Origin of the sequence: Shewanella profunda, assembly GCF_023283765.1 — a bacterium.
Classification (GTDB): Bacteria; Pseudomonadota; Gammaproteobacteria; order Enterobacterales; family Shewanellaceae; genus Shewanella; species Shewanella profunda.
This window is the reverse complement of the sequence record NZ_JAKILG010000022.1, coordinates 18,608-34,293: the sequence shown is the minus strand read 5'-3', so window position 1 is coordinate 34,293 and position 15,686 is coordinate 18,608. Positions and strand designations below refer to the sequence as shown.

Below are 15,686 nucleotides of genomic sequence, written 5' to 3'. Positions count from 1 at the left end.
TATTTCAAGCCGTTAGCTAAAGGTTAGTTCGATCCTCAATCCGCCTAAGCGAGAGCTGTGATTAAACTTAAGCGTCATTCCGTACTGTTCGGCAATTTCCTTTACGATAGATAATCCCAAGCCGTGACCCATCACTGCTTCATCTAATCTTGTGCCCCGTTGGGTGAGCTTATCTAGCTCATCATCTGCAACCCCTGGGCCATCATCATCGATACAAAGGCAGAGACGCTCCTGCTGACGTGATAGCTGAATGCTCACTCGGCTCTTGGCCCATTTAAAGGCGTTGTCTAGCAGGTTGCCTAAGAGCTCCATACCATCTTCCCTGTGGATCGGTAGCCGTAGAATATTAGGGTCGAGTTCGAAATCGCACTCTATGGACTTATTGCGGTGAACCTTGTTTAAGGTATTGGCTAGACTGTGTAAATCCCGTGGGATCACTAATTGCGCCGCAGGGAGCATATTGCCCGTAATCCTTGCTGCTGCCAGCTTTCGTTCGACCATCTTATGGATAATATCGAGCTGTTGCTGTAAGGCGATTGCAGTTTGCGGATCTTTGAGGCCAAGGGCTTCAACCTGCTGCTGCATTACTGCGAGCGGTGTTTTGAGCCCATGGCTTAAATTACCTAAATTATTACGGCTACGCTCAATTTGTTTGGCGGTATATTCAAGTAACTCGTTATAGGTTTTTGCTAGTGGCCGTACTTCCGGGGGGATATTACTCAGTTCGAGAGCGTTGATCTCGCCTTGCTGTAAACGAGATAACGCATCTTGGATTTGCCTAACGGGTTTAAAGGACTGACGTAGAATTAAAAAAATCCCCACGATCATCGCAACCAGCATCGCCAGATTTACCCCAAGTTTAGTACCATAGACTTCACTAAATACCCGTCTGCCAATACTGAGATCCTGAGCAACAGTGAGGGTAGCTGTGACATTGGCACTACTCGAGTTTAATCCCAGAGATAACAACTGCATATCATTGTTTTTGGGGCCTTTTGCTTGCCACACTCGAGTATGGTTTGGGGCTAATGGTTCTATATCTAACTGCATGTCCCATAGGGAGCGGGAACGAATGACTTCGTTAGGTAAATTTAACTGAAAATAGCGGCCTGAATAGGCGGGTTTGTAGAAACTGGAAAGCTGGCTTTGATCTATGCTGATATCACCATCATTGATATGGGTCGCCAGCATGATATGTTCAAGATCTTCTTCTAAACGATTGATAATAGAATCGTGAAAAGCCTGACGTAGCATGGACTCAAATAATATGAGTCCAATAACTGTACCTAACACTATTAAGCCCGTTAACCATAAACTGAGCTTAGTACGAATGGATATCACTGAGTCGCGCCGTGGAAGATATAACCCTGACCGCGACGGGTTTCGATAGCCGTTTTACCCAGTTTCTTACGTAAGTGTGTCACATAGACTTCTACGACATTACTCTCTTTTTCATCATCAAATTGATAAAGTTTATCGGTTAACTGGGCTTTAGATAACAGCTTTTTAGGTGACATAAGAAAGATTTTAAGCAATCTAAATTCCATCGCTGTTAACTCATATAGATGATCGGCTACTTTCACCGTTTGCTCGGTTTCATCTAATGTAACACCGCCATAGCTTAATTGTTTGCTGGGGGTATTTAAGCGGCCATGGGCTCGGTGAATAAGTGCTTGTATGCGTGCGAGTAACTCTTGAGCATGGAAAGGTTTTCCTAGGTAATCATCGGCGCCAGCGTTAAAACCTTCGACTTTCTCATGCCATTGGCTGCGAGCCGTTAACATGATCACAGGCGTACTAATACCTTGATTGCGCCAGCCCTCGAGCAATTCGAGTCCATTACCGTCGGGTAGGCCGATATCTAAGATCACACAATCGTATTGAGTCTCTTTGATGAGATAATCGGCTTCCAGCGCTTTATCTGTAATATCGGTAACGTAGCCAGCGAGTTTGAGTTGCTTTGCCAGTTCATTGACTAGCATAGGGTTATCTTCAACGAGTAGCAGTTTCATTTTTTTGGCATTCGCTCGGTAGGGCAATTGAGTGATCGGGTTGGCCATTGGTAGCATCAATACTCAGATTCACTATTTGGCCGCGCTGAACTTTAATTTGTAAATCATAGCGCCATTTATGCGCTTCTTGATAGAGATGGGCGTCAATTAGTTCACCATGGCAGAATTGATTTACAGCTGCAAGGGTACCATTGAGCGACAGGATTTGTCCTGAATTAACCAGAGCCTTAACTTGATAGTGTTCTAATTCAATCGGTTCAGCATTGATTATTGTTGGATACACCAGTGCGAGCGGACTGAAAAAACAGATATAAAACAGTCGTTTCATTTGTGTACCCCAATAAAAAATGGCCTAGAATTTATGCTAGGCCACTTTAATGATACAGGCTTAAATCAAGCTGAAGACTAACTTAACGAGTACCGTATACCACTATGGTTTTTCCGTGTGCTTGGATTAAATTCTGCTCTTCAAGCATTTTCAAGATACGACCTACGGTCTCACGTGAACAGCCTACGATCTGGCCAATTTCTTGACGAGTGATCTTAATTTGCATGCCATCTGGATGAGTCATTGCATCAGGCTGTTTAGCTAAGTGCAATAATGTTTGTGCTATGCGGCCCGCTACATCAAGAAACGCTAAGTTGCCAACCTTCTGACTGGTGCTTTGTAGGCGATAAGCCATTTGAGCAGACAGTTTCATTAGAATTTCAGGGTTTACTTGGATAAGTTGCTTGAACTTTTTGTATGAAATTTCAGCAATTTCACATGCTTGTTTAGCACGAACCCAAGCAGTCCGCTCGGCTTGTTCTTCAAACAATCCTAATTCACCAATAAAGTCGCCCTGATTAAGATAAGAAAGGATCATCTCTTTACCTTCTTCATCTTTAATCAATACGGCTACAGAACCTTTTACAATGTAATAAAGGGTATCTGAATCTTCACCAGCATGGATAAGGGTGCTCTTTGCAGGGTACTTATGAATGTGACAGTGTGATAAAAACCATTCCAAAGTTGGGTCCGGTTTTGGCTTACCAATCAGAGCCATGTTGATGTTCCTCGATTGATTAAAACGAAAGTAAGGATATTCTAAATAAGCATTTTACGTCAATTAGACTCACAAAAACTTGATAGAAGTCTTAGTTTAGAATAAGTGAATAAATGCAATTAACCATCTAAAATTAGAGCTTATTTTGCTGCTTTAGTGATATTAGTCAACTAAATCGGCACGAAACTCACCGGATTCACTTAACTCTGTCGAGTTAATCACATCTTATAAATCATTTTAAGAATTTTTTTAACCAAAAATAAAAAAAATGCGGTTATATGCTGCGATCACTTTTGCTATTTCATAGAAATATTTCGTTATTATCCCCTTTTAGTCTGAGCTTTAGTGCGATTCAGGCTCGACTTATGCAAAAAATTCAGGCTAACTTTATGGTGTGGTCGCTTTAAAGAGAGGTAAAACGTGAAATACAGACAATGGGCTTTAGGCATGGGTTTAAGCTTAACTGTGGGGTTAAGCTCTGTCGCGCACGCATTTTCTATTCCACAACCTGCAGCAGAAATTGCGGCGAGTAAATTTGCGCTGATCCAAGTTCAGGCAGCCCATGGCAGTGCCGATGCTCAATTTTTGTTGGGACTCATGTATCTCTCTGGGCGCTTTGTGGAGCAAGAGGTGCCATCAGGAATGTATTGGATGTCGCTTGCTGCGGAACAACAGCATGAGAAAGCACAGCAAACGCTGGCGGATTTATCCTTTGAAGGCAAAATTATTGCCCGTGATCTGTCGGTAGCTGAGCATTGGTATAAGGTTATGGGTGAGCGAGGTAATCGTTGGGCTCAGTTCCGTTTAGGTTTTATTTATGCTTCTGGCGGTGATGGCGTTGTACGTAATTGCGGCAAAGCCGTAGAGCAGTTTACCCAAGTGGGTGACGATATTGCTCTGGGTAATGTGGCGTGGATCCTTGCGACTTGCCCAGAGGCGGAATATCGCGATGGTAATAAAGCGGTCGAGTTATCCTTAAAGTTACTTAAAGTGAATGAAAACGATCCGACTAATTTAGATAACCTCGCCGCCGCCTATGCAGAAATTGGTGATTTTGGCGCCGCTATATTGACCCAGCAAAAAGCGATTGAAGCATTAAAGATGAGTGCTGAATTTACTAAGACCGATGAGTTTAAACAGCGCCTGCAAACCTATGAACAAAAGCGTGCTTATCGCGAAACCTTACGTTTGCTTGAATAAATAGTGAAAGCCCGAATACATTATCGGGCTTTTTAGTTTTTATTCGCACTTTACCGAACTCGCCCTCGTACCCAAAAATTCAATATTTGACCTTCCTCATAAATCCTTTTTGTCGGCTATAAGGCATACGACTAGGCCAAGTAAACGGTACATCGTTCAATATGTTTGAGGGTAGATCTTGACCAAGGATATGTTTGAGGGTAAATCTTGATCAAGGATAAATATTTGTGTTTTTCGAATAAGCTATATTTTTGTCCGGTAGTGGTTAAAGTCATTTTATTGTTTTATAGCATTGATTAGCAGGTGTTTGATTGTTCAAGCTTCTATACTCAACACATGTTGATAATACCTTGAATGGAATGTTAGGTAAGGAAATACCTTGAGATGTCAGATGGTTTAGCAAATCCACTCCAACAGGCACTAGTCACTATTTTTAGCGAAACACCGCTAGAAACCTTAGAACAGAATGTTGACCGAGCCCTAGAAACGATCACCTTGCAACTCCACTGCGATGGGGTATTTGTGTTGACTGGCAGTCAATCACTCGATCATTTACGCACACGAAATCTTTATTTAAAACCGCAATTTACTAAGGGACAACAGACCAGAGTCTGGCCTTTAGCGCGTATGCCTTTTTTTCGTTCTTTGGTTCGAACCCCAAGATTATTAAATCTGTCCGATGTTAATACTTTGCCCGACGATGCATTGGCCGAACGGGCGTTGTTAAGGGATTGGAATGTAAAAAGCTTATTAGTTTTACCTCCCATCATTTTTGGTGAAACGCGGATAGCACTGGGGGCGGTTAACTGCTCAGAATGTTGCGATTGGAGCAATGCGTTTATTGATGAGTTTAATCATGCGGCTGTGATGATTGGCTCGGCAATGGAGTTGACTCGCATTGCCCAAAAAATGCTTGCCAGCGAATATAAATACCGTGAAGTATTCAATCAGTTACCTTTAGCCTGTGCTTTACTCGATAAACATAATCAACTGGCAATGTTGAATAAGGTAGCGTTGCAAACTTTACCTGTGCAGCACGGATATGATTTATTCCAGATGGTACGAGAGGAAGAACATGCCATGCTTTCCGATACCTTACATATGGTACGCGAGGGAGTTTTAGGTCAAGCTTGGTGTGAGTTGCCGTTAAAATCGGTGCATCAACTCGATTGGTTAAGATTAAGTTTTAGTCAGATCCATGGCGATAAAGACACGCTCGTGATGATAGCTGAAGATGTGAGTGAAAAGTATCGCTTAGCCGATGAACTCTCTTTCCATGCGAATTACGATGCGCTTACAGGGTTACCAAATCGGCTACATTTTGAGGCTTTGCTCGAGAATCTTCTGCAGGCAAGGGACGACATGCCGACCTGTGTCGCTTTCATCGATGTCGACCAATTTCAAGTCATCAATAATGTGAGTGGCCATCAAGCGGGCGATAAACTCCTGTGTCAGCTAGCTTTGCGTCTAAAACAACTTGTGCGTAAAGGCGATATTGTTGCACGCCTCGGTGGTGATGAATTTGGTATTTTGATGCATTACAGCAACGTGGATTCGGCGAAGCACATTGCTAATCGAATTTGTACTCAACTCGCTACCCACGAGTTTATCTGGGAAAACCGTTGCCACAATGTCAGTGTGAGTATGGGCATTGCCAAGCTAGAGAAATCGGCTGCCGATATTTATACCGTGATGAGTCAAGCAGATGCTGCATGTCGCCTTGCTAAGGATAAGGGGCGCAATGGCTGGCACTTATATAGCGCCAAAGATCCTAAAATGACCCGACTTTATACTGAGATGATGGCTTCAGTGGATATTGTCAGTGCCTTAGCATTAAATCAATTTGAGCTCTATTTTCAAACTATTACACCATTAAACCGCCATGAGTCTGGCCTGCATTTAGAAATCCTACTGCGTATGGTTCAGACCAATGGTTCTATTGTTTCTCCCGCAATTTTCTTGCCCGCCGCTGAACGTTATAACTTGGCTTCTAAAGTCGATCTTTGGGTTATTGATAATTTACTCAAATGGGGTAGTAGCCATTTAGAGATCTGGCAACAGTTGGATCTTGTGTCCGTTAATCTTTCAGCCACTTCCTTAGGGGATTGTGAGTTTATGAACTGGCTTGAAATGCGATTAATGACAGAGCCTGAGCTGGTGGACAAACTCTGTATAGAGATCACTGAAACGGCTGCAGTGAGCCAGCTAGAACAAGCGACTAAACTGATTGAAGTGTTACGCCCTCTTAATTGTCAATTAGCGCTTGATGATTTTGGTGCTGGTTTTTCAAGCTTTGCCTATCTTAAACGCCTTAATGTGGATTTTGTAAAGATTGATGGTCAGTTTGTGATTAATATTTGTGAGGACCCAGCGGATCAAGCCATTGTTAAGGCTATCTGTCAGTTGGGGCAAGATATGGGGTTTGATATCGTGGCTGAGTTTGTGGAATCCCGTGAAATAGGTCGTAAATTACAGGCTCTTGGAGTGGACTATGCCCAAGGCTATGCGATTAACAAACCCACTCGTTTGTCTGAGTTAAGCTCAGGTCTTAGCAAACCTTGGCTCGAGGTGGACGCGAGTTTACTGACTTAAATCCACAGCGAAATGGTACTTAAAGCCGATTATTAGTACACTGACGACTTGTTTTGGTCTTTGATATTTGATCTTTGAACTCTCTACCCATTCATTCTCTACTTGCTCCGCTGCGCGCTGCATTCTCTACCCATGCCCAAGTCATCCTTGAGGCACCAACGGGGGCGGGTAAATCTACCGCTTTGCCTTTGGCTATGTTGGATTGGCCTGAAGTCACTGGGCGTATCCTAATGTTGGAACCGCGTCGGGTCGCCGCCCGTAGTGTGGCGCATTATATTGCTAGCTGCCGACAACAGAGCGTAGGGCAAGAGATAGGGTATCGGGTGCGTGGAGAGTCTAAAGTCAGCGCTAATACACGCTTAGAGATAGTTACCGAAGGGATTTTAACGCGGATGATCCAGCAAGATCCTGAATTAAAAGGGATTGAAGTGATCATTTTTGATGAGATCCACGAGCGGCATCTTACAACGGATCTTGGCCTTGCCTTAGCGCTCGAAGTACAAGCTTCCCTGCGTGATGATTTAAAAATATTGGCTATGTCGGCGACGTTATCTGGCTTAGCCTTGGGTGAATTAATGCCCTCGGCGGCGATTTTACACAGTGAAGGTCGCAGTTTCCCCGTTGAAGTTGAATATTGCCCCGTGCCAAGTCAGCAGCATTGGTTGGATCATCTTGGTCGCTGCATTGTCGAGCTTGTCGGTTCAAATGCCGTTACTGAAAAAAATACCACTCACAATGATGTATTAATCTTTTTACCCGGCAAAGCTGAAATCCTGCGATTAGTGCAGTATTTGGGTGAGCGTCTCGACAGTGATACTTTTTTGATATGTCCACTATACGGTGAACTTTCTGGTGCTGAGCAAGATCGCGCCATAGCGGTATCGACACAGGGAAAGCGTAAAATTGTGTTGGCAACCAACGTAGCAGAATCGAGCTTAACGATTGATGGCATTGGCTTTGTTATAGACAGTGGTTATAAGCGTCAGGCGAGTTTTAATCCTAAAACTGGCGTTACTCGCCTCAGTTTAAAACGTATTAGCCAAGCCTCGGCAACTCAACGTGCTGGGCGTGCAGGGCGTTTAGCCGCGGGTATATGTGTTAGATTATGGAGCCAAGAAGAGCAAGGGCGAATGCTAAAGGCCGATGAGCCTGAAATTTACCAAGCGGATCTTGTCTCGATGGCCCACGATTGTGCCTATTGGGGGGCAAAGTCGTTTAGTGACCTGATGTTACTTACTTCGCCGCCCAAGGTAAATGAAGCACTAGCTTGGCGGCTGTTACAGCATTTAGGGATGGTTGATCCCCAAAATAAGTTAACTTCCCATGGCAAAGCTGCCTATGAGTTAGGTTGCCATCCTCGGCTTGCCCATATGTTATTGAGTGCTAAAACCTTAGCTGAGCAGCTATCACAACCAGAATTAACTAGCTTAGCCTGCTTGCTTGCGGGGATTTTAGAAGCCAGAGGCTTACCCAAAAAGGGTGCAGATATTATGAATTATCTGCACTTTGCGACTCAGGGACAAGTGGGGCAGCAGGTAAAACAATGGCAAAGAAAGTTAACTGTGTCTGACGGTTTAAGCGTGATAGCCTCCCATGCTCATCATAAAGATGTAGGGTTATTATTGGCATTTGCCTATCCTGATCGTATCGCTAGGGCGCGCGGCGTAGAGGGATATCAATTGGCTAATGGCACCGGTGTTGTGCTCGCCGCCGAGGATGGACTTGCGCAAACTCCATGGCTTGTCGTGGCGGACTTTCAAGAAACCGAAGGTAAAAGTGCAGGTCGGATCTATTTGGCAAGTCAGTTGCACCCCAATTTGTTCGATGAGTCATTAAAGTCCTTACTTGAAATCACCGAACAATGCGGTTGGGATGAGGCAAAAGGGCGAGTGGTGGCAGAGCGCCAATATAAAATCGGGCAAATATTGATCAAATCTGAATCAATAGCTAAACCTGAACGCCCGCAAATAGTGGCTGCATTACTGAACTACATTCGTCAGCAGGGTTTACAAATCCTCAACTGGAACGCTAACTTAGAACAATTCCAATATCGACTAAAGCTGGCTAAAGAGCTCGATGTCAGTGCTGACTGGCCGGATATGAGTGATACAGTATTATTGGCAAACCTTGAAACTTGGCTGGCACCTTACCTTGAAAATGTGAATAATCTGCCGCAATTACAGAAACTCGATTGTTTTAGCTTTATGGCAAACCAATTGAGCTGGCAGCAGCAACAAATGCTCGATACATTCTTGCCTACCTCTTGGCCGTTAGTTACAGGGACTTATGCCCCGATAGTGTATGACGCGTCTGGGCGAGCCTTGCTTAGGGTGAGATTACAAGAAACCTTTGGCATGGCACAAAGCCCAATATTGGCACAGGGTAAGCTTAAGGTGACTATGGAGCTATTGTCGCCAGCACAGCGCCCATTGGCACTGACGGCGGATTTAGCCAGTTTTTGGCAGGGCCCCTATGTTGAAGTGAAAAAAGAAATGCGTGGCCGTTATCCAAAACATCTGTGGCCGGACGATCCTGTGAATACTTTACCTACAAAATATACCAAGAAGAAAACCTTGGGTTTATCTCAGTCATAGCTTTTAGGCTGCTTTGATTTACAACATTTAGGTGTTGTGCCCGTGACTGATGTCTTTAATGTGTGAATGATGAAGTAGATATGACAACTAAGACGACAAAAAAAACACCCGCCCAGCGCAAGGCAAAAAGCAGTCGCGGGCTCTTTGGACACATCTGGTCGCTCACTTGGAAGCTGGCATTAGTAGGGCTTGCCGTAGTTACTTTTTACAGTATTTACCTCGATCAAATTATTGCCCAAAAATTTGAAGGGCAAAAATGGCATCTACCTGCCCAAGTATTTAGCCGTTCGATGGCCTTGTATCCAGGCGCCGCCGTCAGTCACCCCCAATTAATGGCTGAACTTAAATTACTTGGTTATCGCAAGGTGGCTAACCCACGGCAAGTAGGTGAATTTTCAGCATCGAGTACCCGTATTGAGTTATGGCGTCGACCCTTTTTACATCCTGAAGGCAATCAAGTTGAGCAAAGAGTGATGATAAGCTTCGACAGTGATGGCGTAAGTTCAGTCGCGCGGGTAGAAGATAAGCGTCAATTGGCGGTATTCCACTTAGAACCCGTATTACTCGATCGTATTATTGCGGGCGACGGTGAAGACAGATTATTTGTGCCAACCGAAGAAATGCCAAAATTAATTATTCAGGCACTACTACTGGTGGAGGATCGTAGTTTCTATGAGCACCATGGTGTTAATCCTTTTGCTATTCTTCGCGCCGCCTTTGTCAATTTAAGCGCAGGACGTACGGTGCAAGGCGGCTCAACACTCACTCAGCAGCTTGCGAAAAACTTCTTCTTGTCGAGTGAGCGCTCTTTGCTGCGTAAAGTGCGGGAAGCTCTAATGGCGGTGATTATTGATTTCCGCTACAGCAAGGAAGAAATTCTCGAAGCCTATTTAAATGAAGTTTATATGGGGCAGGACAAATCCCGTGCCGTACATGGTATGGGACTGGCCTCACAGTTTTATTTTGGTCGTCCGATTAGCGAACTTACAGCGCCTCAGCAGGCGTTTCTTGTGGCAGCAATTAAAGGTCCATCTTACTACAATCCGTGGAAATACCCTGAGCGTAGCCAAGAAAGACGCGATCTCGTGCTGCGTTTATTGATGGATGCGGGTGAGTTAAATACGGCTCAGTACAAGGCTGCAGTGGAGTCACCACTGGGATTACGAAGTCAAAGTAAGCCAGTTCATCAGAAATTGCCTGCTTTCTATGCTTTGGTGAAGCAAGAACTTAATCAACGTTATGGTGATGCTTTACTGAAACAATCGGGTGTGAAAATCTATACCACTCTAGATCCAATGGCCCAAGAAGCTGCCGAAAATGCGGTGATGAAAACCTTTAAAAGCTTAGATAAAGGCAATAAATCATTGCAGATTGGTATGGTGGTGACCGACAAATACACTGGTGGTATTGCCGCAATGGTGGGCGATAAAACGCCGGGTTTTGATGGATTTAACCGCGCGGTTGAAATTCGCCGCCCCATTGGTTCATTAATTAAGCCCTTTGTGTACGCCACGGCATTGGCTCCTAATAGCCAATTCACATTGGCAACACCGCTTAAAGATCAACCTATTACCTTAAAAAATGAACAAGGTAAAACCTGGTCGCCGCAAAACTTCGATAAGAAGTTTAGTGGTCAAGTATCGTTGTTAACGGCGCTGAAAAAATCGATGAACGTGCCCACGGTAAACCTAGGTATTGCGGTTGGCGTGGATGCGGTGGCAACTACCCTAGCCAAATCTGGTTGGGAAGAACCTTTAAACGAGTATCCATCCATGTTACTCGGTGCCGTAAATGGCTCGCCATTAATGGTTGCGCAGGTGTACCAAACCCTTGCCGATAATGGGGCTTATCGTAAGCTCACTACCGTTACCGCAGTACTGGATAGTCATAATGATCCCTTGCCCGTAACTCGTTCACCTAAAGAACAAGCCATTCCAGCAGAGACCGATTTTCTCGTGCAATATGCGATGCAGCAGGTGGTGCGTTCTGGTACGGCAACACGGTTAGGCAATGCCTTCCCTGGGGTGGCACTTGCGGGTAAAACCGGAACCAGTAACGATAGCCGTGACTCTTGGTTTGCGGGGTTTGATGAGCGTAACATTGCGGCAATTTGGGTCGGACGGGACGATAACGGTAAAACTAGCCTCTATGGTAGTAGTGGCGCTATGGCCGTGTATCAATCTTTCTTAAATGAGCGTCCGCCTATTGGGTTACGTTCAATCCCTGTCACTGGTGTGGTACGGGGTTATTTTGACCGTGATACTGGCATTGCCAAAGAAGCGGGTTGTGGCAATGTTGAGGCTCTGCCCGCATTAAAGGAAACCTATAATCCTGCACAAAACTGCGGTGAGCCTTTGCAGTGGTGGCAGAAAATTTTAGGTCAATAATACCAATCACATTAAATATCTAATCAGTTCAGAGCCTCGCAGGCATCTCAATCCAAGGCGCATTGACGCAGAAATGGTCATTCCCTTTTAAGTCAATGCAAGACGGGAGTGGGGTGCCTGTGAAGCTCCCAAAGGACGGGTTTCAAAGCGCTTTATACTGCGTTAAAGGCTTTTGACAGAGCACCACTATGCCTTCAAGCCTTCGCCTTGTCTAAAGCGCGTTGAACTCCCGCTGAATGAACAGATATTTAATACGATTGGTATAGTAAGTAACAGATTTGTCGCGGTGGCATCCGCTTGATTGGTTTGGTTGTGCCACTGCTATTGATAGAGAGATACCGAGATGTTTAAAACTGCGGCAGCCGTGCATATTTTAGTTAAACATAAAGAGCAGGCAGAAGACATTATTAAGCAATTGAATAATGGTGCTAATTTTGCTGTGCTCGCTAAACGCTTCTCCTCTTGCCCTTCGGCCAAAAAAGGCGGCGATTTAGGCGAGTTCAAAAAAGGCCAAATGGTGCCACAGTTCGATAAGGTTGCATTTTCAGGTGAATTGCTGGTGCCACATATAGTGAAAACTAAGTTTGGCTGGCATGTAGTCAAAGTGCTGTATCGAACATGATGTTGGCATAGTTTGTTTATACCCGCAGCATGATAACTTTATCATCTGAACGAATGCCATTCTATCGTCGCTAATGTAGTGAATATTAATATTTAGCATCATTGTAATAATTCATTATTTTTATATTTGGTGATCTAAATACAATAAATCAGGAGTAGAAAGAACGGGTATTTATGATCTAGATTTTGGTCATTTGGGGAAAGGTAAAGCAAAGGATTGAAGGTTTGCAAAGTCAATTATTCTAACAGGACAAAACGTAGACTTAGGAGGGGATCAGACCCAACACAACAGATATAGAGACTCGAGCTTAGTAAATAATAACTATCTACGTGTTCGGTTTAAGCAGCATAAAAGGATGGCGATTTCTCTGAAGCTTGATCAGGCATTGAGTATACACTGCCAGTAGCCGACATCTACCCAGTTCTCAAATTTACGCCCCACCTCTTTGAAATGTGCCACTTTCTTCATGCCGAATTTTTCATGTAATGCAACACTGGCTTCGTTGGGTAAAGCTATACCACCAATAACAGCGTGAACTTGCAAACTTTTTAACTGTGTCAGCAGTTGTTCATAGAGCATAGTACCCCAACCTTGAGAGGTGATAGAAAAATCTAAATAAACGGTCACCTCAACGGAGTAACGATATGCACAGCGGCCTTTCCATTTACTTGCATAACAGTAGCCGATTATGTGTCCATTGTTCTCAGCTACGAGCCATGGAAGTTCACTATTACAGGCGTCTTCTATACGTTGCTCCATTTCAGGAGTAGAAACGGGTTTAAGCTCGAAGGTTACTGAAGTATTTTCTATATAGTAGTTATAAATTTTCGCAATATTATAAGCATCTTCTTTTTTTACCTGACGAATCATTTGTTTTCTCTAATATGGCTAAAGCACACCTAAAGGGTGAGCAATTTGTTACGTGGCCTGCACTCGAAGAGTACGATATTTAAAGCGTTATTGATAAGACGATCCTTTTTCTGTCATCCCCAATACTGACTAGAGGCTATCTAACAAGGATGACTCACTTGGGAGTATCGGCATGTCATTCGCTACCAACTATATCGATAATCAGATCAGTTTTAAATATCAAGATAGACAGAAGATGCAAATGCCCTTCCAAGCCAATTGCTCCCATTAAATTATAGGTACTTATTATTCTGCCAAGTTTTTATTCATTTCTTGTATAGTTTGTCTTAGTCGACATGATTTCTGCTAGTTCGACACATTGAAAGAACAAGGAATGAGCATGGCTTTCAGTTTTAATGTTTTTAGTTTCAGCACCTTTCGCTTCAATATTGAGGATGCAATTCAAGTGTGCGTAGGAGCTTTTGCCCTTGCGGTGCCTATCGCATTCTCGGAGGAGTCGTGGCGACTGGGTGAGACCTTGCCTTTATTGAATATCGCTATGCTCTTTTGCCTATCGCTGTTATTTCTCGGGGTATTTACCTACCACAGCGTGTTCCAACAGAATATTCGAGCACGGATCCCTGTGTTTGTTTTTCGGATAGTGGTGGCATATTTTCTTACGGCACTTGTTGTTTTTCTGGTATTACTTTGTCTCGATAAACTGCCATTTTTTGAGGATCCTCTGACCTCGATTAAACGGATCATAGTGATCACTATGCCTGCCTCCATGGGTGCTATCGTTGTGGATAGTTTTGATAAGGAATGACCTTGCTTAGCCAAACCTCATGACTTTTGTCACTGGTGCATTTGGAGTATCTTGAACATACTTATTGCTACTATGAATGCTATGGCATGCTAACGTTTTGAGATTAAATGTTGTTCGCTCTGGTAAGCTCTTGATCGCGAAATGAGGAGTGAAGTGGTGTTATTCAATTCAAATGACGAGCGGCTCGTATGAAAGAAAGTAAGAGCATGGCTGGCGTTTCTGCTACGTTATCGCCCGTTTATGTAGAATAACTATATCGCACGGACTTTGCCTTGCATAAAAGCCAGCCAAATCGCTGCAAAAATAAATCCTGAAACGTCAACACGCCCTAATAACTAAAGGAATTGATTATGAACAATGGTGCTCTTGCTTTACTTATTCCCATACTTGCGATTGTGGGGGGATATGTTGTGGCAATTATGAAGATCCGTGAAAAGCAAAGATTGGCGAGTCGTGAGCAAGCGTTGGATAACCAAGCGCTGCGTACCGAGTTAGAAACCCTGCGCCGTCGTGTTGAGGTGCTCGAACAGTTGGTGACGGATGATGGTTTTCAATTGAAACGTGAGTTCAATAAGGTCTAAATCGAGGCATCTTGCCATGGAAACTCAATCGTAACCATAAATGATATAAATCCAACTTATATGCGATTAGCTTTACAAATATTATCACAGTGTTACTTTGTACGGCTTCGTTGGATTCAAGTCATCGGGTGAGTGAAATACCTAAATTAGGGTAGACTCGTGATAATTTTGTTATCCATCCCTATTTGAGTCATTAATAATAGAGTTTATATGTTTCTAGCGCCTTATTTTTCCAAGCAAAATCAAGCAATTTCAGTTTCCGCACAGCAGGCCAGCGATTTCGCTAAGAAAGTTGCACAGGATTTTAATCCAATACACGATGTCGGTGCCAAGCGTTTTTGTGTTCCGGGAGATTTACTGTTTGCCTTAGTGTTAACTCAGTATGGTTTGAGCCAGAGCATGAAATTTAGCTTTGCGGGCATGGTGGGTGATGGCGTTGAATTGCAATTTCCCGAGCAAGTTAATGATAGTTTTTCGATTTGCGATAGCAGAGATAAAACCTATTTAAATGTGAGTCGCCAAGGCAATGTGAGCCGCTGCGATGCACAAACAGAATCCTTTATTCGCCATTATGTGGCGTTTTCTGGGCATAATTTTATCGATATCTTGATGCCATTAATGAAACAGCATCAAGTGATGATAAACCCAGAGCGTCCATTGGTTATTTACGAGAGCATGTCGTTCGACCTCACTACACTCGATTTTGTTGAAGTCACGCTATCCCTCGTTGGGCAAGATTTGAAAATCGATGGTAAGCGTGGCGATGTGACGCTACATTTTGAGTTGCACAGTGGTGACGTCTTAGTTGGAACTGGTATTAAAACCTTAGTAATGAGTGGTTTACGTGCTTATGAAGAGGCGTTTATGCAACAAATGTGTGCAACCTACCAAGGTCGTAAAACGGATTTCTAGTCGAAAGTCTTAGGTATAGCGCCATGCTTCCATGTATAGCGCGCTAATCATGTGATGAATGCGGA

At 43.8% G+C, this 15,686-nt stretch carries 13 protein-coding genes; 8 read left to right on the top strand and 5 right to left on the bottom strand.

Annotated elements, in window-relative coordinates; genetic code table 11:
- Positions 1–12: 12 nt before the first annotated feature.
- From L2744_RS11975 to crp, 4 genes are all read right to left on the bottom strand, one after another.
- A complete protein-coding gene (locus tag L2744_RS11975; protein WP_248992121.1) occupies positions 13–1,341 on the bottom strand; it encodes an ATP-binding protein in 1,329 nt (442 codons plus the stop codon).
- Positions 1,338–2,012, bottom strand: coding sequence for a response regulator transcription factor (locus L2744_RS11970; RefSeq protein ID WP_248992120.1), 675 nt, complete (start codon positions 2,010–2,012; stop codon positions 1,338–1,340). Before L2744_RS11970 ends, L2744_RS11975 begins: the two co-directional genes overlap by 4 nt.
- Positions 1,993–2,340, bottom strand: a complete 348-nt coding sequence (locus L2744_RS11965; protein WP_248992119.1) for a PepSY domain-containing protein — start codon at positions 2,338–2,340, stop codon at positions 1,993–1,995. Before L2744_RS11965 ends, L2744_RS11970 begins: the two co-directional genes overlap by 20 nt.
- An 82-nt stretch (positions 2,341–2,422) precedes the next feature.
- Positions 2,423–3,058 carry a cAMP-activated global transcriptional regulator CRP gene (crp, locus tag L2744_RS11960; RefSeq protein ID WP_011070954.1) on the bottom strand — a complete coding sequence of 212 codons (636 nt, stop codon included), beginning with the start codon at positions 3,056–3,058 and terminating at the stop codon, positions 2,423–2,425.
- A 420-nt stretch (positions 3,059–3,478) separates the two neighbouring features.
- On the opposite strand from crp, the gene L2744_RS11955 reads away from it, so the two are divergent.
- The 5 genes from L2744_RS11955 (at position 3,479) to L2744_RS11935 (ending at position 12,453) form a co-directional block, all read left to right on the top strand.
- Positions 3,479–4,258, top strand: a complete 780-nt coding sequence (locus L2744_RS11955) for a tetratricopeptide repeat protein (protein ID WP_248992118.1) — start codon at positions 3,479–3,481, stop codon at positions 4,256–4,258.
- 384 nt (positions 4,259–4,642) lie between these two features.
- Positions 4,643–6,850 carry a putative bifunctional diguanylate cyclase/phosphodiesterase gene (locus L2744_RS11950; protein ID WP_248992117.1) on the top strand — a complete coding sequence of 736 codons (2,208 nt, stop codon included), beginning with the start codon at positions 4,643–4,645 and terminating at the stop codon, positions 6,848–6,850.
- A gap of 74 nt (positions 6,851–6,924) precedes the next feature.
- A complete protein-coding gene (gene hrpB / locus L2744_RS11945) occupies positions 6,925–9,444 on the top strand; it encodes an ATP-dependent helicase HrpB (protein WP_248992116.1) in 2,520 nt (839 codons plus the stop codon).
- Positions 9,445–9,524: 80 nt separating this feature from the next.
- Entirely contained in the window at positions 9,525–11,831 is a 2,307-nt protein-coding gene (gene mrcB / locus L2744_RS11940; RefSeq protein WP_248992115.1) for a penicillin-binding protein 1B, read from the top strand.
- A gap of 343 nt (positions 11,832–12,174) precedes the next feature.
- The gene (locus L2744_RS11935) at positions 12,175–12,453 is read left to right on the top strand and encodes a peptidylprolyl isomerase (protein WP_248992114.1); all 279 of its coding nucleotides are present in this window, start codon (positions 12,175–12,177) and stop codon (positions 12,451–12,453) included.
- A 378-nt stretch (positions 12,454–12,831) separates the two neighbouring features.
- Here L2744_RS11935 and L2744_RS11930 read toward each other — a convergent pair whose 3' ends face one another.
- The gene (locus L2744_RS11930; RefSeq protein WP_248992113.1) at positions 12,832–13,323 is read right to left on the bottom strand and encodes an arsinothricin resistance N-acetyltransferase ArsN1 family B; all 492 of its coding nucleotides are present in this window, start codon (positions 13,321–13,323) and stop codon (positions 12,832–12,834) included.
- Between the two features lie 379 nt (positions 13,324–13,702).
- On the opposite strand from L2744_RS11930, the gene L2744_RS11925 reads away from it, so the two are divergent.
- The 3 genes from L2744_RS11925 to L2744_RS11915 all read left to right on the top strand — a co-directional run bounded on the left by L2744_RS11925 (position 13,703) and on the right by L2744_RS11915 (position 15,621).
- Positions 13,703–14,128 (top strand): DUF2391 family protein, encoded by a 426-nt coding sequence (locus L2744_RS11925; protein WP_248992112.1) that lies wholly within the window; start codon positions 13,703–13,705, stop codon positions 14,126–14,128.
- A gap of 350 nt (positions 14,129–14,478) precedes the next feature.
- Positions 14,479–14,709, top strand: coding sequence for a hypothetical protein (locus tag L2744_RS11920; protein WP_248992111.1), 231 nt, complete (start codon positions 14,479–14,481; stop codon positions 14,707–14,709).
- A 210-nt stretch (positions 14,710–14,919) separates the two neighbouring features.
- Positions 14,920–15,621 carry a DUF3581 domain-containing protein gene (locus tag L2744_RS11915; protein WP_248992110.1) on the top strand — a complete coding sequence of 234 codons (702 nt, stop codon included), beginning with the start codon at positions 14,920–14,922 and terminating at the stop codon, positions 15,619–15,621.
- Positions 15,622–15,686: the final 65 nt, after the last annotated feature.